This is a genomic window from Cypionkella sinensis (assembly GCF_042646385.1).
GTDB classification, from domain to species: Bacteria; Pseudomonadota; Alphaproteobacteria; order Rhodobacterales; family Rhodobacteraceae; genus Cypionkella; species Cypionkella sinensis.
In genome coordinates, this window is record NZ_JBHRTO010000001.1 from 1,865,633 (window position 1) to 1,886,077 (window position 20,445).

20 protein-coding genes and 1 riboswitch are annotated in these 20,445 nt (G+C 64.0%); of the genes, 10 read left to right on the top strand and 10 right to left on the bottom strand.

Annotated elements, in window-relative coordinates; translation table 11 throughout:
* Positions 1–64: 64 nt before the first annotated feature.
* Positions 65–265, bottom strand: a riboswitch (cobalamin riboswitch).
* A gap of 38 nt (positions 266–303) precedes the next feature.
* The gene (cobO, locus tag ACFOGH_RS09285) at positions 304–954 is read left to right on the top strand and encodes a cob(I)yrinic acid a,c-diamide adenosyltransferase (protein WP_380072788.1); all 651 of its coding nucleotides are present in this window, start codon (positions 304–306) and stop codon (positions 952–954) included.
* 210 nt (positions 955–1,164) lie between these two features.
* On the top strand, positions 1,165–2,610 hold the full coding sequence (locus tag ACFOGH_RS09290; protein WP_380072789.1) for a cobyric acid synthase: 1,446 nt from the start codon (positions 1,165–1,167) through the stop codon (positions 2,608–2,610).
* Between the two features lie 94 nt (positions 2,611–2,704).
* On the opposite strand, the gene bluB is transcribed toward ACFOGH_RS09290, so the two are convergent.
* Genes bluB through ACFOGH_RS09315 form a run of 5 tightly spaced genes read right to left on the bottom strand, consistent with a single transcriptional unit; the run spans position 2,705 to position 6,687 of the window.
* A complete protein-coding gene (gene bluB / locus ACFOGH_RS09295; RefSeq protein WP_380072790.1) occupies positions 2,705–3,328 on the bottom strand; it encodes a 5,6-dimethylbenzimidazole synthase in 624 nt (207 codons plus the stop codon).
* Positions 3,328–4,287, bottom strand: a complete 960-nt coding sequence (cobD, locus tag ACFOGH_RS09300) for a threonine-phosphate decarboxylase CobD (protein ID WP_380072791.1) — start codon at positions 4,285–4,287, stop codon at positions 3,328–3,330. Before cobD ends, bluB begins: the two co-directional genes overlap by 1 nt.
* Positions 4,288–4,295: 8 nt before the next feature.
* Positions 4,296–5,237, bottom strand: a complete 942-nt coding sequence (gene cbiB / locus ACFOGH_RS09305) for an adenosylcobinamide-phosphate synthase CbiB (RefSeq protein WP_380072792.1) — start codon at positions 5,235–5,237, stop codon at positions 4,296–4,298.
* Complete coding sequence (locus ACFOGH_RS09310) at positions 5,234–6,055, bottom strand: propanediol utilization protein (RefSeq protein ID WP_380072793.1); 822 nt, start codon at positions 6,053–6,055, stop codon at positions 5,234–5,236. Before ACFOGH_RS09310 ends, cbiB begins: the two co-directional genes overlap by 4 nt.
* On the bottom strand, positions 6,052–6,687 hold the full coding sequence (locus tag ACFOGH_RS09315) for a histidine phosphatase family protein (protein WP_380072794.1): 636 nt from the start codon (positions 6,685–6,687) through the stop codon (positions 6,052–6,054). The genes ACFOGH_RS09310 and ACFOGH_RS09315 overlap by 4 nt, the downstream gene beginning before the upstream one ends.
* A 22-nt stretch (positions 6,688–6,709) precedes the next feature.
* On the opposite strand from ACFOGH_RS09315, the gene cobU reads away from it, so the two are divergent.
* The 3 genes from cobU to cobS are packed head-to-tail and all read left to right on the top strand — an operon-like array spanning position 6,710 to position 8,972.
* Positions 6,710–7,216, top strand: a complete 507-nt coding sequence (gene cobU, locus ACFOGH_RS09320) for a bifunctional adenosylcobinamide kinase/adenosylcobinamide-phosphate guanylyltransferase (RefSeq protein WP_380072795.1) — start codon at positions 6,710–6,712, stop codon at positions 7,214–7,216.
* Entirely contained in the window at positions 7,213–8,220 is a 1,008-nt protein-coding gene (gene cobT / locus ACFOGH_RS09325) for a nicotinate-nucleotide--dimethylbenzimidazole phosphoribosyltransferase (RefSeq protein WP_380072796.1), read from the top strand. Before cobU ends, cobT begins: the two co-directional genes overlap by 4 nt.
* Complete coding sequence (gene cobS, locus ACFOGH_RS09330) at positions 8,217–8,972, top strand: adenosylcobinamide-GDP ribazoletransferase (RefSeq protein WP_380072797.1); 756 nt, start codon at positions 8,217–8,219, stop codon at positions 8,970–8,972. Before cobT ends, cobS begins: the two co-directional genes overlap by 4 nt.
* Positions 8,973–9,033: 61 nt before the next feature.
* On the opposite strand, the gene gltX is transcribed toward cobS, so the two are convergent.
* Positions 9,034–10,368, bottom strand: coding sequence for a glutamate--tRNA ligase (gltX, locus tag ACFOGH_RS09335; protein ID WP_380072798.1), 1,335 nt, complete (start codon positions 10,366–10,368; stop codon positions 9,034–9,036).
* Positions 10,369–10,463: 95 nt separating this feature from the next.
* On the opposite strand from gltX, the gene ACFOGH_RS09340 reads away from it, so the two are divergent.
* The gene (locus tag ACFOGH_RS09340) at positions 10,464–10,874 is read left to right on the top strand and encodes a metallopeptidase family protein (protein ID WP_380072799.1); all 411 of its coding nucleotides are present in this window, start codon (positions 10,464–10,466) and stop codon (positions 10,872–10,874) included.
* 101 nt (positions 10,875–10,975) lie between these two features.
* Positions 10,976–11,665, top strand: coding sequence for a hypothetical protein (locus tag ACFOGH_RS09345; protein ID WP_380072800.1), 690 nt, complete (start codon positions 10,976–10,978; stop codon positions 11,663–11,665).
* A 284-nt stretch (positions 11,666–11,949) separates the two neighbouring features.
* Here the strand turns inward: ACFOGH_RS09345 and ACFOGH_RS09350 are convergent, their stop codons facing one another.
* The gene (locus ACFOGH_RS09350; RefSeq protein ID WP_380072801.1) at positions 11,950–12,261 is read right to left on the bottom strand and encodes a YnfA family protein; all 312 of its coding nucleotides are present in this window, start codon (positions 12,259–12,261) and stop codon (positions 11,950–11,952) included.
* Complete coding sequence (locus tag ACFOGH_RS09355; protein ID WP_380072802.1) at positions 12,261–13,919, bottom strand: NAD+ synthase; 1,659 nt, start codon at positions 13,917–13,919, stop codon at positions 12,261–12,263. Before ACFOGH_RS09355 ends, ACFOGH_RS09350 begins: the two co-directional genes overlap by 1 nt.
* Positions 13,920–14,044: 125 nt before the next feature.
* Between ACFOGH_RS09355 and ACFOGH_RS09360 the strand changes: the two genes are divergently transcribed.
* Positions 14,045–15,535, top strand: coding sequence for a 2-isopropylmalate synthase (locus ACFOGH_RS09360; RefSeq protein WP_380072803.1), 1,491 nt, complete (start codon positions 14,045–14,047; stop codon positions 15,533–15,535).
* Positions 15,536–15,869: 334 nt separating this feature from the next.
* Here the strand turns inward: ACFOGH_RS09360 and rpiB are convergent, their stop codons facing one another.
* Positions 15,870–16,340 carry a ribose 5-phosphate isomerase B gene (gene rpiB / locus ACFOGH_RS09365; protein ID WP_380072804.1) on the bottom strand — a complete coding sequence of 157 codons (471 nt, stop codon included), beginning with the start codon at positions 16,338–16,340 and terminating at the stop codon, positions 15,870–15,872.
* A gap of 79 nt (positions 16,341–16,419) precedes the next feature.
* Positions 16,420–17,073 carry an SDR family NAD(P)-dependent oxidoreductase gene (locus tag ACFOGH_RS09370; protein WP_380072805.1) on the bottom strand — a complete coding sequence of 218 codons (654 nt, stop codon included), beginning with the start codon at positions 17,071–17,073 and terminating at the stop codon, positions 16,420–16,422.
* Between the two features lie 461 nt (positions 17,074–17,534).
* On the opposite strand from ACFOGH_RS09370, the gene ACFOGH_RS09375 reads away from it, so the two are divergent.
* Together ACFOGH_RS09375 and ACFOGH_RS09380 are read left to right on the top strand one after the other, a co-directional pair.
* A complete protein-coding gene (locus ACFOGH_RS09375; RefSeq protein ID WP_380072806.1) occupies positions 17,535–19,169 on the top strand; it encodes a 2-isopropylmalate synthase in 1,635 nt (544 codons plus the stop codon).
* 183 nt (positions 19,170–19,352) lie between these two features.
* Positions 19,353–20,390: a rod shape-determining protein gene (locus ACFOGH_RS09380; RefSeq protein WP_284324772.1), complete on the top strand. Its 1,038-nt coding sequence runs from the start codon at positions 19,353–19,355 to the stop codon at positions 20,388–20,390.
* Positions 20,391–20,445 lie beyond the last annotated feature (55 nt).

Below are 20,445 nucleotides of genomic sequence, written 5' to 3' on the forward strand. Positions count from 1 at the left end.
GATGGGGATGGCCAGAAGGGCGGCCATGCGGCCACCTGCTGGTTGCGAAACACCCCGTTCGCCCGTTCAGTCACATGCGCTGGCAGGTCTCCCGGCTTGCGGATCCGGGGGCTGGCCCCCACGGCTGCCCGCCTTCCCGGATTGCTCCAGTGGCCTCAGGCAACCTCTCCGGTCACGGTCGCGGGGGCGGCAGCTTTTGGGGTCGCCCCCTTTCGCATTCCCTCTTGGCCTGTCATAGACAGGAACCAGCGCTGGGTTCACCTGTGGCAGAACCACGCGCCATGTCAAGCAACGGATGGCCCCATGTCTGACCCTATCCTGATCGCAGAATCTGATACCGACGCTTCGGGCGACGAAAACGCCCGCCATGCGCGGAAGATGGCAAAGAAGAAGGCCGCACGCGATAAGATCATGGCGGGCAAGGCGGGCGATAAAGGGCTGCTGATCGTCCACACCGGGGCGGGCAAGGGCAAATCCTCCAGCGGGTTCGGGATGATTCTGCGCTGTATCGCACATGAAATGCCTTGTGCAGTGGTGCAGTTCATCAAAGGCGCATGGGATACCGGCGAGCGGCGGATCATCGAGACGCATTTCCCCGACCTGTGCGAATTTCACGCCATGGGCGAAGGCTTTACCTGGGAAACCCAGGATCGCGCCCGCGATATTGCCATGGCGGAAAAGGGCTGGGAAAAGGCCAAGGAGTTGATCCGCGACCCCGGCAACCGGCTTGTGCTGCTGGATGAAATCAACATCGCTTTGCGCTACGATTACCTCGACATCGCCGAGGTGCTGGCCTTCCTTGCCGCTGAGAAACCGCCGCTGACGCATGTGGTGATGACCGGGCGCAACGCGAAGCCAGAACTGATCGAGGCCGCTGATCTTGTGACCGAGATGACACTGATCAAGCATCCGTTCCGCTCTGGCATCAAGGCGCAGCCGGGGGTGGAGTTCTAAGGCTGTGGCGCAGTTTGACAGATCAGACTGGGGGCCAGCCCCCAAACCCCCGGAGTATTTTCGCCAAGATGAAGTTGGCAGAACGACAATGCCCAACTCTGTCAGCGACCAGACGCATCGCAAAAAATTCCAAGCCGGTGGCTTCATCTTGGCGGAAAATACTCCCGCCGGAGGCTTCCGCATGATCCGCGTGCAGCGTCGGTGGCAGGCATGAAGGCCCTGATGATACAGGGCGCGGGGTCGAATGTCGGCAAATCGCTGCTGGTGGCGGGGCTATGCCGCGCGGCAAAGTTGCGCGGGTTGTCGGTGGCGCCGTTCAAGCCGCAGAACATGTCCAACAATGCCGCCGTGACGGCCAACGGTGGCGAGATTGGCCGCGCGCAGGCGTTGCAGGCGCTGGCCTGCGGGCTTGATCCGCACACCGATATGAACCCGGTGCTGCTGAAGCCGGAATCCGAGACGGGTAGCCAAGTGGTGGTGCAGGGCAAGCGCATCGCGACGGTGAAGGCGCGGGAGTATGCGGCGTTGAAGCCAAAGCTGATGGCCCCGGTGCTGGACAGTTTTAACCGTTTGAAATCGCGGCACGATCTGGTGATCGTCGAAGGCGCGGGCAGTCCGGCTGAGGTTAACTTGCGGTCGGGTGACATTGCCAATATGGGCTTTGCCCGAGCCGCCGATTGCCCGGTTATCCTGACCGGCGACATTGATCGCGGCGGGGTGATCGCGCAGATCGTCGGCTCGCAGGCGGTGCTGGACCCAGCCGACAATGCGATGATTGCGGGGTTCCTGATCAACAAGTTCCGCGGCGATCCGCGGCTGTTTGACGATGGCTATCGGCTGATCGAAACCCGCACCGGATGGCGCGGCTTTGGCGTGGTGCCGTTCTTTGCGGGTGCCCATAAACTGCCCGCCGAGGATGCGTTGGACCTGCCGAAAGGCGGCGGCGCGGGGGCCTACAAGATCGCGGCGCTGACCCTGTCGCGGATTGCCAATTTCGATGACCTTGATCCTTTGGCGCAGGAACCCGGCGTCAGCCTGTCGATGATCCGCGCCGGCGAGGCGCTGCCCGGTGACACCGATCTGGTGATCATCCCCGGCAGCAAATCCACCCGTGGTGATCTGGCCTTTCTGCGCGCGCAGGGCTGGCACATTGACCTGGCCGCGCATCTGCGGCGGGGCGGGCGCGTGCTGGGCATTTGCGGAGGCTATCAGATGCTGGGCCAGATCGTGCGCGACGCGGGCGGCATCGAAGGCCCGGCGGGTGAAACGGCTGGTCTTGGCGCGCTGCAGGTTGACACCGAGATGACCCCAGACAAGCGCTTGACCCGCACCGAGGCCATTCACGCCGCGACCGGCCTTGCGATGCAGGGCTATGAGATTCACATCGGCCGCACCGAAGGGCCTGACCGCGCACGGCCTTTTGCCTTTGTGAACGGTCAGCCAGAGGGGGCGGTTTCCACAGATGGCCGGGTGATGGGCAGCTATCTGCACGGCATGTTCGCCAATGATGCCTTCCGTGCGGGCTTTCTGCGCCAGATTGGCGCGCAAGCCTCAAACCTGTCTTATGGCGCGGGGGTTGAGGCGGCGCTGGACGCCCTCGCCGCGCATCTGGAAGCGCATGTTGATGTGGCAGGCCTGCTCGGCTTGGCGCGGTAATCGCCCCATTCCCACGCCGCCCCGGACTTGATCCGGGGCCTCTTGGGCTGAGGTGAGGCCCCGGATCAAGTCCGGGGCGGCGTCGCACCTGCGATCAGCGCCGCAGCCATTCGGTCTGGGCGTTTTCCTGCCAGCCGGTGCGGTGCAAAAGCGGGGTGTCGTCCATGAACTCAGGATGGCCGATGCAGAGATAGGCGGCAAACTCCCAGCCCGCAGGCACGCCCAACAGCGCCTCGATATCATGCGGATCAAGGATCGAGACCATGCCCAGCCCCAGATTTTCCGCCCTTGCCGCCAGCCACAGCGTATAGATCGCCATCGCGGTGGATTGCCGCAACGTCTCGGGCAGGGTCTGGCGACCAAGGCCATGCCCGGCCTCGGGGTCGATCTCGTTGAACACCGCGAGTTGCACCGGGGCCATATCCAGCCCCGCCAGCTTGAGCGCCAGATATTCCGCATGTTTATCGCCGGTATAAAGCTTGGCGGCCTCGGCATTGCAGCGGTTGAAGTTGGCACGAACCCCGGCGCGTATGGCCGGGTCATCCACCCGGATCACCCGCCAAGGCCGCGCATTGCCGACCGAGGGCGCACAATCCATCGTGGCACGCAGCCGCTCCAAAGCGGCCTCGTCCACCGGGTCGGGGCGGAAATGCCGCACATCGCGACGCCAGCGCAGGATGCTCAGCAGGGTGGCGGATTCGTCGGCGCTAAACTGCATCAGCCCTCCAACGCAGCGGTCAGCCGCGCCCATTCCTCTGGCGATCCGGGCAGGCCCAAACGCAGCCAACGGTTCGAATAGGGAAAGATCCGGCTCCATATCCGGGCTTTTGCCAGCCGGTTTTGTGCGGTTTCTGCATCGGGTGTCTCGTAGGTGCGGAACAACTCGCAGCCGCCGACAAGCTGCCAGCCTGCCGCGAGGGCCAGTGCATCGGCCTGCGTGACCTCTGCCTGCAACCGCGCGACGGTGGCCTTGGCCCAAGCCTTATCCGCCAACGCCGCAGCGCCGATGCGCAGGGCCGCGCCGTTTACGGGCCACGGGCCGGACATCTCGGTCAGCGCCGCGATGTCGTCGGGGCAGCCGATCACGAAGCCAAGCCGCACGCCAGCCAGCCCGTAGAACTTGCCGAAGGAGCGCAACACCAGCAGCCCCGCCTGCCCGGCCTGCGCGGCCAGTGACAGCGCGGGCTGCGCATCGGCAAAACTTTCATCCACCACCAAGCGCCCGACCTGCCCGGCCAGCGCCAGCAGATCGGCGGGCGCATAGCTGCGGCCATCGGGGTTGTTGGGGTTGACCACCACCGCGAGGTCAGCCCCCGCCAACTGGCCGAACTGGCTGACCTGTTCCACCTTCCAGCCCGCCGCGCGCAGGGCGGCTGCGTGTTCGTTATAGGTCGGCCCCAGCACGCGGGCGCGGCCCGGTTTGGCCAGACGCGGGATCATCTGGATCGCCGCCTGCGCCCCGGCCACCGCCAGCATCGGCGCAGTTGTGCCATAGGTTTGCGCCGCCACGTCCAGCAGGGCCTGCTTGGCGCTGTGGGTTGGCAGCATCGTCCAATCTTCCGGATGCAATGTGGGCACCGGATAGGGCACGCGGTTGATCCCTGTCGACAGGTCTATCCAATCGCTGCCGCCAAAGCGTGCGATTGCGCCGTCGATATTGCCGCCATGATCGCGCATCTGCCCCCTCAGACCAGCGCCAAGACCAGCAGCGCTGCCGCAAGCACAAACATCGCCCGGACATAAAGCGCAAGGCCCCGTTGCAGATCATTGGCCGTCGGGTCGGGCGTGCCTGCGTTCACCCAGGGCTCATCCGCGACATGGCCGTCATAGACGCGGGGGCCAGACAGGCGCACGCCGAGGCCTGCGGCCATCGCGGCCTCGGGCCAGCCTGCATTGGGCGAGCGGTGCAGGCCCGCATCGCGCCACATCACGGAGAGCGCCCGCCGGGGTGCAGCGGAGACCAGCGCAAACACCAGCCCCGTCAGCCGTGCCGGGATCAGATTGACCAGATCATCAATCCGGGCCGAGGCCCAGCCGAACGCCAGAAACCGGGGCGTGCGATGGCCGATCATCGAATCCAGCGTGTTGATCGCCTTGTAGGCGGCAATCCCCGGCAGGCCGAGGACAGCGCCCCAGAACAGCGGTGCCACGATCCCGTCTGAGGTGTTCTCGGCCAGGCTTTCCATCGCCGCCCGCGCTACCCCTGCGGCGTCCAGCACTTTGGTATTGCGCCCGACGATCATCGAGACTTGAAACCGCGCGTCGTCGAGATCGCCGCGCTGCAACGGCACCACCACCGCCGCGACGTGGGCATACATCGAGCGGATCGCAAGGAACGGCCAAGCCAGCACGCCGCCGATCACAATGCCCAGCCATCCGGCGGGCAAAGCCGCCTGCACCGCCCAAGCCAAGCCGCCCGCGCAGCCGATCACCAGCACAGCCGCGCAGACCCCGGCGAGGCGGCGCGGCAAATCGGCGGCGGAATCGTGGTTCAGCGCAAGGTCCAGCCGCCGGATCAGCGCGCCGATCCACGTCACCGGATGGCCAATCGCCGCATAAAGCTGCGCGGGCCAGCCGATCACGCTGTCGATGGCCATCGCGACCAGCATCATTGCGGCAAAACTCATGGCTCTCCCCCGGCCCGAAACTGCACCACGCCGCGCAGGCCCGCCGCCTGCAATGCAGAATGGGCACGCGCGGGCACCGCACCGGGCGCAAAGATCAGCCCGCGCGCAGCCCCGGTATGGGCAATGACACAGCCCAAAGCGCCAAGGTCTGCCGCCAGCGACAGGGTGGGATCAGATCGCGCCCCCCTTTGCGCCAAGCTGCGGCTGGCCGACAAACTTGCGACCCGCGCCGCGCCCGCAAGATCATTTGCCAGACAGGCCGCGTGCCAGAGCGGCACAAGATCGGCAATGTCGGGAAAATCCATATCTGCGGGATCGGTCCGGCGTGGCGGACCGTAGAACCCGCCGATTACTTCCATCGCGGGCGGTGGTGGCAGGCTGTCCAGCACCTGACCGATACGCGAGGCCCACAGCACCTGCATCGGCGCGGCCAGCATCAGCGGGTCTGACGCGCCTTCCACCGCCACGCAAGCCCGCGCCAAAGTCAGCGGATCGCCCTGCCACCCCGCCAACCGCGCCAGCGCCACCAGAGCCGCCGTTGAGACGCCTGCCCCGCCACCGGGCGGCATCTCGGCGCTGAAGTGCAACTCGCCGGATATGGAAAGGCCCAACATCTGCAACAGCTTGACCGCCCGCGCCTTTGGCATGATGGCGGCACTGGCCTTGCTCAGCGATAGCCCCTGCCCCGGCTGCAGCCGCGCTGTCACCCCCAGCACCGGGCAGGGCAGCGTGATCAGAGCCACCGGGCCATCGGCCCCCAGCCGCCCCTGCATCACCTCGCCGAAATGCCCTGCCACGCGGATGCTGTGCCCGCTCATCGCCGCATCCGATTGACGCCCGCGATGGAGAAAGCGCCATCCGGCAAGGCCACAATCGTTGTCAGTGACAAGGGTGCCACCTGAAACGCCAGCCCCAGTTCCGCCGCCCCCAAGGCCATGCCCAAAGCCGCGCGGATCACCCCGGCATGGGCCACGATGACCACGCGGCCGCCCAATGCGCTTGCCTCACGCAACGCGGGCACCACCCGCGCCGACAGATCGAGAAAACTCTCGCCCTGCGGCGGGCGATGCGCGGCGAGATCGGGCAGCGACAGCGCGCCGAGGTCGGGCAGATCGGCGTAGGCGACATCCTCCCAAGCGCCGAAATCCTGCTCGCACAGGCGCGCGTCTTGCTGCGGTTCGGCATCAGGCCACAGCGCCGCTGCGGTCTGCACACAGCGCCGCGCCGGGCTGATCCACCAATGATCGGCCACCCCCACCGCGCCGCGCACCGCTGCAAAAGCCATGGCATCGCTGCAATCGGCCTCAACATTGCGCCGACCCGCCATCCGCCCCTCGCTCAGCGCGGGTGCGTGGCGGATCAGCATGATCTCGGTCGCAGCTTGTGTCGGGGCATCCGCAGGCACGGTCGCATTTCTCCTTTCGCAGATGCCCCGTTTCTGCTTTGACATCGGCCAAGGGGCAAGGGGCGTTATGCACAAAACCATCCTGATCACTGGCGGCGCGCGCTCGGGCAAAAGCCGGATCGCGGAAGGCCGCGCGTTGCAACTGGGCCAGCCCGCGCATTACATCGCCACAGCACAAGCGTGGGATGATGAAATGCGCGCCCGCATCGCCGAACACCAAGCCCGGCGCGGCCCGGAATGGATCACCCATGCCGCGCCTTTGGATTTGATCGCGGCCCTTGCGGCCACCGATGGCAAGGGCCCTCGCTTGGTGGATTGCCTGACTTTGTGGCTGACCAATCTGATGCTGGGGAACCACGATTGGCGCGCGGCAGGGCAGGCTTTGCTGGCCGCCCTGCCCCGCCAAACCAGCCCGGTGGTGTTTGTGACCAATGAAGTCGGCATGGGAATCGTGCCGGAAAACGCCTTGGCCCGCGCGTTTCGCGATGCGGCAGGCACCCTGAACCAATGGATCGCAGCCGAGGCGGATGAGGTGATCTTCGCCGTCTCGGGCCTGCCAATGAAGGTGAAATGATGCAACTGACCGCTCTCGCCGCTGTGGCCGATCTGGCCAAGACCTTGCCGCAAGCCGATGCCAAGGCCGCCGAGGCCGCTTTGGCGCGGCAAAACAGCCTGACCAAGCCGCCGGGGTCCTTGGGGCGGCTGGAGGAGTTGGCGGTATTCATGGCAAGCTGGCGCGGCACCGCACGGCCCCAGATCGCCCGCGCGCAAGCGGTTGTTTTCGCAGGAAATCACGGCATTTGCGCGCAGGGCGTCAACCCCTATCCGCAGGCGGTGACGGCGCAGATGGTCGGCAATTTTCAGGCAGGCGGTGCGGCGATCAACCAGCTTTGCCGCGCCAATGGGGCGGAATTGTCAGTGATAGCCCTCGATCTTGACCGGCCCACCGCCGATTTCACCACCGGCCCCGCAATGACGGAAGCTGAGACTTTGGCCGCGATGCAGACCGGGGCGGATGCGGTGGACGTGACGGCGGATGTGCTGATCTTGGGCGAAATGGGCATCGGCAATTCCACCATTGCCGCCGCGATGGCCTCGGCCCTGTTCGGCGGCGAAGTCGCAGGATGGGTTGGCGCGGGCACTGGTTCGGACAGCGAGGGCATCAAGCGCAAGATTGCGGCGATTGAAACCGGGCTTGCGCGCCACAAGGGCCTGTCTGCGATGGGCGTGCTGGCTGCCTTAGGTGGGCGCGAGCAGGCGGCGATCTGCGGCGCGGTTCTGGCCGCCCGTGCCGCGCGTATCCCGGTTATTCTGGATGGCTTCATCTGCACCGCAGCCGCGTCGGCGCTTTATGCAGCCGATCCGGCGCTGTTGGACCATTGCCTTGTCGGCCACCAAAGCGCCGAGCCGGGGCACCGCAAGCTGTTGACAGCCCTCAACAAACGCGCGGTGTTGGAGTTTGACATGCGGCTTGGCGAAGGCTCGGGTGCGGCGCTGGCCTTGGGCATCCTGCGCGCGGCGCTGGCGTGTCACAACGGCATGGCGACCTTCGGCGAGGCCGGAGTGTCCGAGGCATGACCCCCTTGCGCGCCCGCGTGGCTGAGGTTCAGTTGGCTGTCATGCTGCTGACCCGCCTGCCTGCGGGCCGTATGGCCGAGGCCCCGCCGATTGGCGCTGCCGTCTGGGCGTTTCCAGTGGCGGGCGCAGCGGTGGGCGGCATCGCGGCGGGGGTTCTGGCCGCGGCCTTGGCGGTTGGCATTGCCCCCGCCTTGGCGGCAGGTCTGGCCTTGGCCGCCAGCGTGCTTGCCACTGGGGGCCTGCATGAAGACGGTCTCGCCGATTGCGCCGACGGCTTTGGCGGTGGCCGCGACCGCGCCCGCAAGCTGGAAATCATGCGCGACAGCCGCATTGGCAGCTATGGCGGCTTGGCGCTGATCCTGTCGCTGGGGTTGCGCTGGCAGGCTTTGGCGCTTTTGGCGGCGCAGCAACCCGCCTTTGCGCCGCTGGCGCTGATCGCCTTGGCGATGGCCAGCCGCGCCGGGTTGGGGTTGGCCCTGTTGTGGATGCCAGCCGCGCGGCAAGACGGCATGGGGAAATCGGCGGCAGGCACCAGTTTTGCGCGGGCGATGGCCGGGCTGGCGCTGGCGGGCTTAGGCTTGGCGGTTTTGCTGCCATGGTCGTCTGCGCTTTGGGTGATGATCGCCATGGCCACCATGCAACTGATCTTTGCCCGAATTGCCCTGCGACAGATCGGTGGGCAGAGCGGGGATGTGCTGGGGGCGATGCAGCAACTGGCCGAGATTGCAGGCTGGCTGGCGCTGGCGCGCTAGGCAAGCGAGAGCCGGGGGCTAGCCCCCGGACCCCCAGAGTATTTTCGCCAAGATGAAGACCCTAGAGACTTGGGCGTTTCTGCAAAAGCGGCATCACATCGGCCATTTCTGGGCCAGCATCCAAGCCGGTGACAGCGCGGCGCAGCGGGCGGAACAGGGCTTTGCCCTTGCGGCCCGTCGCCTCTTTCACCGCATTGGTCCATTCGCTCCACGTCGCTGTGGTCCACGGGCCTTCGGGCAGCAGATCAAAGGCTGCCGCGACAAACTCGCGGTCCTCGTCATCGACGAGCGGGGTGGCACCGTCGCGGAACAGCACCCACCAGCCTTCCAGATCGGCCAGCACGGTGATGTTGGCTTTGGCGACGTTCCAGAACAATTCGGCCTTGTCAGCAGGCACGCCCAAGGCTGCGATCTTGTCGGCCACATTCGCCAGCGGCAGCGATTGCACATGCGCGCGGGTCAGCGGGAACAGGTCTTCGGCGTCAAACTTGGTGGGTGCGGCGCCAAAGCTGCCGATGTCAAAGCCATCAATCAGGTCTTGCATCGACGCGGCGATCTCTACCGGCTTGGACGAGCCAAGCCGTGCCATCAGCGACAGCAGCGCCATCGGCTCGACGCCCCGCGCGCGCAGATCGCGCAAGGAAAGCGTGCCCAAGCGTTTCGACAGTTCCTCACCCTGCGGGCCGGTCAACAGCGAGTGATGCGCAAAGCTGGGCGGGGTGCCGCCCATCGCCTGCATGATCTGGATTTGCGTCGCCGTGTTCGTCACATGATCCGCCCCGCGCACGATCGAGGTGACGCCCATATCAATATCATCCACCGACGAGGCGAAGGTATACAGGATCTGACCATCCGCCCGGATCAGCACCGGGTCAGACACCGAAGCCGCATCAATCGAGATCGGCCCGAGGATGCCGTCGTTCCATTCAATCCGCTGTTGATCCAGCAGGAAGCGCCAATAGCCCGCCCGGCCTTCTTCGCGCGCTTTGGCCTTTTCGGCATCGGTCATCCGCAGCGAGGCGCGGTCATAAACCGGCGGCTTGTGCATGTTCAGTTGCTTCTTGCGCTTCAGGTCCAACTCGACCGGCGACTCGAAGCATTCGTAGAACCGCCCGACGCTGCGCAACTGATCTGCTGCCTCGCGGTAGCGGTCAAACCGCAGCGATTGCTGTTCAATCCGATCCCACTGCAGGCCAAGCCATTCCAGATCGAACAGCAGGCCATCAATATATTCCTGTTTCGAGCGTTCCTGATCGGTGTCATCCAGCCGCAGAATGAACGTGCCGCCCGCCTTGCGGGTGATCAGATAGTTCATCAGCGCCGTGCGCAGGTTGCCGACATGGATGTATCCAGTGGGCGACGGGGCAAAGCGGGTAATGGTGGGGCGATCGGTCATCTCAGCTCTCCTGCAACCGCCCTTCCCTGTCATATGCCTTGCTGTTTGTCCAGTTATCGCCTTGCGGCTTTCGCACGCTTGGCTAGTCTGCCGCCATGACAACGCCCCCTGCCGATCTGACCGCCCCCGATGCCGATCTTATCGCGGCGCTTGCACAGGCGGCTATTGCCGATCTGCCCGCCGCCTATCGCATGGCCGCCCTGCAAGTCGCGCTGCGGATCGAGGATTTCGCCAGCGATGCCATGCTGGCCGAACTTGGCTGTGAAAGCCCGTTCGAGTTGACCGGCCTCTACGAAGGCACGCCGCTGACCGAGAAATCGGTGTCGGATCAGCCGCTGCAACCCGATGTGATCTGGCTGTTCCGTCGCGCCATTCTGGATGAATGGATCGAGCGCGGCAATGTCACCCTGCAAGAGTTGGTGGGCCATGTGCTGGTGCATGAGTTGGCGCATCATTTCGGTTGGAGCGATGATGACATCGCCGCGATTGATCCGTGGTGGGAATGAACAATCTGCCGCAATGGGCGCTTGCCGCTTGGACAGGGCGCAAAATCTTTCTATCATGCCGCCAGATGACTGATTTTGATCTGAAATTGGGGAGGACAGCGATGTCTGCAAGAACACAGGTCACGGCTGTGCTGGCCGGGGCTGTTATGGGCGCAGCCCTTGCAGGTGGCGCTTTGGCGGGGCCGGTGGTGGACAAGGCCACCGAGATTGAGACCCAGATCGCCGCAGGCAACATCCCCGATGCTATGACGGCAGCCGATGCGCTGACCGCGACGGTCTGGGATGCCAACACCACCATTGGCATCCATGCCGCAGCGCTGGTCGATGCGCCGGTGACCATGCTGGGCATCTACAACCCGCGCGCCGATGACAAATATCAGATCGGCGCGCCGATCCTGATCTATGCCGAGCCGTTCGGATACGGCTTCGCCTCGGGTGGGGAGGGCCTTTATAGTTTCGGCTTCATGGTCGATCTGAAGGTGATGACTGAGGCGGGCGAAGTGTTGGGCGAGTTGCCCTCGGTTGCCAATCTCGACGTGACATCCCGCGTGCAGAACCGCGAGTTTCCGGCCAATCTGACCTACACATTGCAGGGGCTTTCCCCCGGCCGCTATGTGCTGGAAACCACGTTGCGCGACAAGAATTCCGAGAAAGCGGGCAGCTTTCAGAACACCATCGAAATCGTCGAGGCCCCCGCAGCCGAGCAAGCGGCGCCCGAGCAGGCGGCGCCTGAGCAGCCCGCCGAACCGAGCGAGGCGCAACCAGAGGCGAGCGAGGAAAAGCAGGAATAGCATCTGCCGCGAGAAGGGTCAGAGCAGCGCGATTTGATCAGCGGCTGTCAAACCGAACCGGGGTTTCACTTGCCAGATTTGTCCCGCGACAAATCTGGCCGCGCCTGCCTGCCCCCGGCAGGCGCGTTACCGCGCCCGCCAGTCAGGCGCGGCCAGATTTCCCAAGGTTGCTCGGTTGGCCAATGCCCCTTGCTCGACGGCCTTCAGCCTTACGAGCAACTCACCGCAAAACGCCGCCCCGCAGCGTTTTCATGCGGTTCGGGACCGCCGACAAAGACTTTGTCTCACCCGCGCGGCGCGAACAGGATCACCGCCGCCCCGGCCAAAGCCAAACCAGCCCCAGCTACGTCCGCCCAATCGGGCCGCGTGCCCTCGGCGAGCCACAACCACAGCAAGGACGCGGCAATATAGACCCCGCCATAGGCCGCATAGGACCGACCCGCATGGGTTTCAGGGGCCAAAGCCAGCACATAGGCAAACCCGGCCAAAGCCAACGCACCCGGGATCAACCACAGCACGGATGCACCGCGCCACCAACTGAACACCGCAAAGCACCCGGCGATCTCCAAAGCGGCGGCGAGGATATACAGCGGCATCAGGCGTTATCGCGCCAGCGGTTGGCAATCGGATAGCGGCGGTCGCCCGCAAAGGCGCGGCGGGTCAACCGGGTGCCGGGGGCGGATTGGTAGCGTTTGTATTCGCTGATATAAAGCAGGTGTTCGACCTTCTTCACCGTCGCGCGGTCAAAGCCCTTGGCCACCAGATCGGCCACCGACAATTCCTGCTCGACCAACCCATCGAGGATTGCATCCAGCACCGGATAGGGCGGCAGGCTGTCTTCGTCCTTCTGATCGGGGCGAAGTTCCGCACTTGGCGGCTTGTCGATCACGCGCGGCGGAATGACCACGCCTGCGGGGGCCAGCATCCACGGCCTATGGTTGTCGTTGCGCCAGCGGCAGGTGTCAAACACGCGGGTTTTATACAGATCTTTCAGCGGGTTATAGCCGCCGTTCATATCGCCATAGATCGTGCAATAGCCCACCGCCATTTCCGATTTGTTGCCGGTGGTCAACAGCATCTCGCCAAACTTGTTTGACATCGCCATCAAAAGCAGCCCGCGCAGGCGCGATTGCACGTTCTCTTCCGTCACCCCCGGCTGCGTGCCCGCAAACAAATGCGCCAAGGCATCGCCCACCGCATCCTGCGGCGCGGTGATCGACACCGTATCCAAACGACAGCCCAAAGCGGTTGCCACCTGTGCAGCATCCTCCAGCGAATGCGCCGAGGTATAGCGCGACGGCAGCATCACGCAGCGCACGTTCTCGGGGCCAATCGCATCCGCCGCAACAGTCGCCACAATCGCACTGTCAATGCCGCCGGAAAGCCCCAGCAGCACCTTTTTAAACCCGGTTTTGCCCAGATAATCGCGCAAAGACATTACCATGGCCCGGTAATCGGCCTCGTAGGAGATCGGCATCTTCTCCATCATGCCGGGCAGCGCGCGCCAGCCGTCCTCGGTCTCTTCGAAATCCACATGCGTGATGCACGCGTCAAACTGCGGCAGTTGTGCGACCAACACCCCACCGGGGTTCAACACAAACGACGCGCCATCAAACACTTGATCGTCCTGGCCCCCGATCATGTTCAGATAGACCAGCGGCAGACCCGTCTCGACCACCCGCGCCACCATCAGATTGGTGCGCACCGATGGTTTGCCGCGATGATAGGGTGAGCCGTTTGGCACCAGCAAAATCTGCGCCCCGGTCTCGGCCAGCGTCTCACATACTTCGGAATGCCACGCGTCTTCACAAATAGGCGAGCCGATGCGCAACGGCCCCACGCGATACGGCCCCTGCGGCGGGGCCGAGGCGAACACCCGCTTTTCGTCAAACACATCGCTGTTGGGCAACTCGTGCTTCAAGACGGTGGCGGCAATCCTGCCCGCTTCCAGCACGTAATAGGCATTGTAAAGCTGCCCATCCCGCCAGCACGGCCCCCCGACCCCCAGCGCCGGGCCATCCACGATCCGCAAGGCCAAAGCCTCTACCGCTTGCATCGCATCGCGCCAGAACGCGGGTTTCATCACCAGATCTTGTGTCTGATAACCGGTGATAAACATCTCGGTCAGCGCCACCATCTGCGCCCCCGCATCGCGCCCCTGCACCCAGGCGTCATAGGCCAGCGCCACATTGGCCTCGATCGCGCCGACAGTGGGGTTCAACTGTGCCAAGGTCAGGCGGAACGTCGCGGCCATGTCATACTCCGGGCTAGGGTTTTCCCGGTTCTAGCAGGTTCACGCCCAAGGGGAAGGCCAAGCGGGCGACTTGTCAGCACCTCGCGGCCTCGGGTAGGGTGCGCCGCGAGATAAGGGATGATGCGATGCGCAACACAGGCTTGGCGGCAGCGATCTTGGTGGCTCTGGCAGCGGCGGCCCCCGCACAGGACGCGGGCGAGGTCATCACCAAGCAATACGAAGACGGCTCGGTCTACGAGGGCACTTTCGTCAACGGCCTGCAAGACGGCACCGGCACCTACAAACTGCCCAGCGGTTACGAATATTCCGGCGAATGGGTCGGCGGGGAAATCCGCGGCACCGGCATTGCGCGCTATCCCAATGGCTCGGTCTATGAGGGGCGCTTTGCCGCAGGCAAGCCCGAGGGCAAGGGCAAGATCACCTTTGCCGATGGCGGCACGTATGAGGGCGATTGGCGCGGCGGCAAGATGACCGGCCAAGGCCGCGCCACCTATGCCAATGGTTCGGTCTATGTCGGCGCTTTCAGCGATGGCAAACACGACGGCACCGGCAAGCTGACCGATGCCAACGGCTACAGCTATGCAGGTCACTGGGCGATGGGCGAAAAGCAGGGCGAAGGCGTGATCCGCTATCCCGATGGCACCACCTACACCGGCACTCTGGTGAAGGGTGCGCGCCAAGGCACGGGCAAGCTGACCATGCCGAACAAGCTGACTTACGTCGGCGCATGGAAAGATGGCCAGATCAATGGCTTGGGCAAGCTGACCCAACCGAATGGCGATGTCTATGAGGGCGATTTCATTGATGGCCTGCGCGTCGGCAAGGGCACCGAGACCTATGCCACTGGCGATGTCTACAAAGGCAGCTTCAAGGCCGACAAGCGCGACGGCAAGGGCACGTTCACCGCCAAGGATGGCAGCAGCTATGATGGCGATTGGGTTGCGGGCCAGATGCAGGGCCAAGGCCGCATGGTTTATGCCGACCGGTCGGTCTATGAGGGCGGTTTCAAGGCCGATCAGCCCGACGGCACCGGCAAGATCAGCTATGCCGATGGCTCCAGCTATACCGGGCAATGGGTGAAGGGCGATATCACCGGGCAAGGCACCGCCACCTACGCCAACGGGGCCACCTATACCGGGGCCTTGGTTGCCGAGAAACCCGACGGCATCGGCACCATGACCTATCCCGATGGTTTCCGCTATGAAGGCGCGTGGAAAGCCGGGGTGCGCGAAGGTGTGGGGACCGCCACTTGGCCAGATGGCACGGTGTATAAGGGTAATTTCAAGGCCGGTCTGCGCGATGGCAAAGGCGCGCTGTCGCAACCTGATGGTTTCACCTATTCGGGCGATTGGGTTGCCGGGGCCATGGAAGGCAATGGGGTCGCCACCTATCCCACCGGCGATGGCTATGAAGGCGGCTTTGTCGCGGGCAAGCGCGAGGGCGCGGGCAAACTGGTCTATAAAGGCGGCGAAGTGTCGGAAGGCATGTGGAAGGCCGGGGTGCTGGTCGGCCCGCTGCCGGGGGCAAGCGCTGCGCCCGCCCCTGCCGATGGCACCGCAGCGCCGGAAAGTGCGGCACCGGAAAGCCCTGCGCCTGCGCCTGCGGCCAATCCTTAGGGCGGGCCGCGCTCAGCGGTCCCGCGCGCTAAGTTTGCCGCCTACGTGCATGGCGCGTGAAGTGCTATTCAGCATTCAGCGTTTTGAAGCAGCCAAGTGCGGGCGGAAACAGGAAACGCATTGCGTTTCCCCGCCCGCGTGAGCGGTTTCAGCCTGCACGCCTATCCGCCATAGCTTCCTGAGGCCAGCGTCCGACCCGGCGGGCGAGAAGCGCCCGCCATTGGCGGGTCGGGCGCTGGCCGGGCCTTTGAGGCCCGGCGGTTTCAGCGGCCTCTGCTCCGCGTGGCGAAGGCGATGGCCTTCGCCAAAACATCTCAGGGAAGCATGCTTTACCCTAAGGCTCGATCATCTCAACCCGCGTGGCATGGCGGCCACCCTCAAACTCGGCATTCAGGAACGCATCGACAATATCCAGCGCCAGACCTTCGCCCACCACCCGCACGCCCATCGACAGCATGTTGGCATCATTGTGCTGGCGGATCATCCGGGCCGAAAACGTATCCATGCAGACTCCGCAGCGGATGCCCTTGACCTTGTTCGCCGCCATCATGATGCCCTGCCCGGTGCCACACAGCACAATGCCAAACCGGCAATCGCCCGAAGCCACCCGCCGCGCCGCTGCCTCGCCATGTTTGGGATAATGCGTGCTTTCCGGCGTTGTCGGGCCAATATCAACCACCTGCCAGCCCTGCGCCGCGATATGCGCAGCCACCACCTGCCGCAAGGCAATCGCAGCATGATCGCTGGACAAGACGATGCGCTTTTGCGCGGCATCGGTGGAAAGCGGTTGGGTATCTTGGGTCATGTCATTCTCCTGCCCCGGGTTTGCCCCGCCCGTTTAGCGAGGGTTCGGGCCAAACCGCAAGCCGCCTGTTGTGCAGCCGTTACCACACCACCGCCTTGCCCGCGTAATCATAAAACCCGCCCGATTGCGCGGGCGTCAAATCGCCAAGCACGGCAATCAGACGGGCCGCCGCTTGCGCAGGCGCGTCCTTGTGCTTGGCCGGAAAGCCCGCTGTAAACGCCGTATCCACCGTGCCGGGGTGCAAACAGGCCAGCACCGCCAAAGGATGACTCCGCGCCACCTCGATGGCCGCCGTATGCACCAGTTGGTTCAGCGCCGCCTTTGCTGCGCGGTAAGAATACCAACCGCCCAAAGCGTTATCGCCAATCGAGCCGACCCGTGCCGACAATACCCCCAGCCGTGACGCACGATCCTTGGGCAGCAGCCGCAACACATGCTTGATCACCAAGGCGGGCCCCACCGCATTGACCGCGAACTGCGCCATCATCGCGTCGGCAGTGATGGCCCGCAGCGACTTTTCCGGCACGCCCAAAGCGCCCGAAGCGATGAATACCCAATCAAACGTGCCCGTCACGGGCTTCAGCACCCGCGCCACCGATGCCTCGTCGGTGATATCCAGCCCATCGCGCGCCCGCGACAGCGCCACGACATCGGCCTGCGCCGCCAACGCCTGCACCAAGGCACCACCAATCCCGCCCGAGGCTCCGATCACCAATGCCCGCACCTTGCCCATCCTTCGCTGTTTTGATGCGCACCTGCGCCGCCGAAACCTAGGGCAAAGGCCGCAGATCGCCACGCTGAATGGGCAATTTCTTCGGCCCGCCAAGGCACATGGCCGGGTGGGGATTCGTCCAAAAGTTAATAATTCCTGAACGACGCCTCGTAACACATTGAAAACAAACAGGCGAAAATGGTCCCGAGTTGGGACCATCCCCCAACCTACCCGCCGCGATGCAGGTGCACAGCCCCGCTACTTTTTCACCACCACCCCCTTCCCTTCCAACAAATCCGCCGTATAGTCGCCACCATGACACGGGAAACCATCATCGCCTTTACCCACGCCGCGCCGATTTCTGGCGCGCCGCTTTCCCGTGGCCTGCTGCTTCTTACCCGCTTCTGAGCGTGCCCTTGGGTGCGACCGCTCGGAAGTGATCAGCGCCCGGAAAGCAGCAACAAACACCAAGGAACGATCCCATGACCGCCACGCCCGCGCAAACCCGCGCCGAAGCCGCTAAATCGCAAGCCTCCCGCGCCGAAAAGGCGCAATCTCAACCCAAAGTCATCATTTTCGACACCACCCTGCGCGACGGCGAGCAATCGCCGGGTGCCACCATGACCCACGAGGAAAAGCTGGAAATCGCCAGCCTGCTCGATGAAATGGGCGTCGATGTGATCGAGGCCGGTTTCCCCATCGCCTCGGAAGGCGATTTTGCCGCCGTGACCGAGATTTCCAAGCGCTCGAAGAACTCCACCATCTGCGGCTTGGCCCGCGCCAACTACAAAGACATTGATCGCTGCTGGGAGGCCGTGAAGCACGCCCCGTCCCCCCGCATCCACACCTTTATCGGCACCTCGCCACTGCACCGCGCCATTCCGAACCTCAACATGGACGAGATGGCCCAGCGCATCCACGACACCGTCACCCACGCCCGCAACCTGTGCGACAACGTGCAGTGGTCGGCGATGGACGCCACCCGGACGGAACACGATTACCTCTGCCGTGTGGTGGAAATCGCCATCAAGGCTGGTGCCAGCACCATCAACATCCCCGACACCGTCGGCTACACCGCCCCGCGCGAATCCGCCGATCTGATCGCGATGCTGCTGCAACGCGTGCCGGGCGCGGATGGCGTGATCTTCGCCACCCATTGCCACAACGATCTGGGCATGGCGACGGCGAACTCCTTGGCGGCGGTCGAGGCTGGCGCGCGCCAGATCGAATGCACCATCAACGGTCTGGGCGAACGCGCCGGCAACACCGCGCTGGAAGAGGTCGTGATGGCGATGAAGGTCCGCAATGACATCATGCCCTACCGCACCCAGATCGACACCACCAAGATCATGAACCTGTCGCGCCGGGTTTCCAGCGTTTCGGGCTTTGCGGTGCAGTTCAACAAGGCCATCGTCGGCAAGAACGCCTTCCTGCACGAAAGCGGCATTCATCAGGATGGCGTGCTGAAGAACATCGAAACCTTCGAGATCATGCGCCCCGCCGATATCGGTCTGACCGCGCATAACATCTCGATGGGCAAACACTCGGGCCGCGCCGCGCTGCGCTCGAAATTGAAAGAACTCGGCTATGAATTGGCCGACAACCAGTTGAATGACGTGTTCGTCCGCTTCAAGGCTTTGGCCGACAGCAAGAAGGAAGTTTACGACGAGGATCTGCTGGCTTTGGTCGCCGATGAGGCCACCAATGACGCGCATGACGCGGTGCAGGTCAAACGCCTGCGCGTGGTCTGCGGCACCGAAGGCCCGCGGGAGGCAGAGCTGACCCTGACCATCGACGGCGTCGATCATTCGATTGATGCCACCGGCGATGGCCCGGTGGATGCGGCCTTCAACGCGGTGAAAATGCTGTTCCCGCACCGCGCCCGTTTGCAGCTTTATCAGGTGCAAGCCGTGACCGAAGGCACCGACGCACAAGCCACGGTTTCGGTGCGGTTGGAAGAGGACGGCCGCATCGTCACCGGGGCCTCGGCGGATACCGATACGGTCGTTGCATCGGTTAAAGCTTATGTGAACGCGCTGAATAAATTGGTGGTGCGTCGCCAGAAGTCGGCGCCCGACAGCGATAAAAAGTCGGTAAACTACAAGGATCAGGGCTGATACTGCGGATTTCAGTGCCGCTTTTGTAGCTTAATCACAAACCGCGCAGGCAAGGCGGAAAGGCGCGCCCTGACCTGCCCGGGCCTTTCCCCTGCTGTGGCATGGCTTTATATGAACACGCCCGCCTTAGGCCTTGCCTGAGTCGCGGGCGTTTCTTTTCGCCGTCCAAGGATCACCCCAAGCATGTCCATCCTCTCCAGCATTTTCTCGTCTGACATGGCGATCGACCTCGGCACCGCCAACACGCTGGTTTATGTGCGCGGCAAGGGCATCGTGTTGAACGAGCCTTCGGTGGTGGCCTATCACACCAAGGACGGCAAAAAGCAGGTGTTGGCGGTGGGCGAGGATGCCAAGCTGATGCTGGGCCGCACGCCGGGCAGCATCGAGGCGATCCGCCCGATGCGCGACGGGGTGATTGCCGACTTTGAGGCGGCGGAAGAAATGATCAAGCATTTCATCCGCAAGGTGCACAAACGTACGACCTTCTCGAAGCCGAAGATCATCGTCTGCGTGCCGCATGGCGCGACCCCGGTGGAAAAGCGCGCGATCCGGCAGTCTGTGCTTTCTGCAGGTGCGCGTCGGGCTGGCCTGATTGCCGAGCCGATTGCGGCGGCGATTGGGGCGGGCATGCCGATCACCGATCCGACGGGCAACATGGTTGTCGATATCGGCGGCGGCACCACGGAAGTGGCGGTGCTGTCGCTGGGTGACATCGTTTACGCGCGGTCGGTCCGCGTCGGCGGCGACCGGATGGATGAGGCGATCATCAGCTATCTGCGCCGTCATCAGAACCTGCTGATCGGTGAATCCACCGCCGAACGCATCAAGACCAGCATCGGCACGGCGCGGATGCCCGATGATGGCCGGGGTGCCAGCATGACCATTCGCGGCCGTGATTTGCTGAATGGTGTGCCGAAGGAAACCGAGATCAATCAGGCGCAGGTCGCCGAAGCTTTGTCCGAACCTGTGCAGCAGATTTGCGATGCGGTGATGCAGGCGCTGGAAACCACCCCGCCGGATTTGGCGGCGGATATTGTTGACCGGGGCGTGATGCTGACCGGCGGCGGCGCGTTGCTGGGTGATCTGGACCTGAGCTTGCGCGAGCAGACCGGGCTGTCGATCTCGGTCGCGAACGAGCCGCTGAATTGTGTGGCCTTGGGCACCGGCAAAGCGCTGGAATATGAGAAACAACTGCGCCACGTTATCGACTACGATAGCTGAGTTGGCGCGCATCGAGATCGCGGTCCTTTTGTCTTTCAAGTGAAACGGGCCAGTC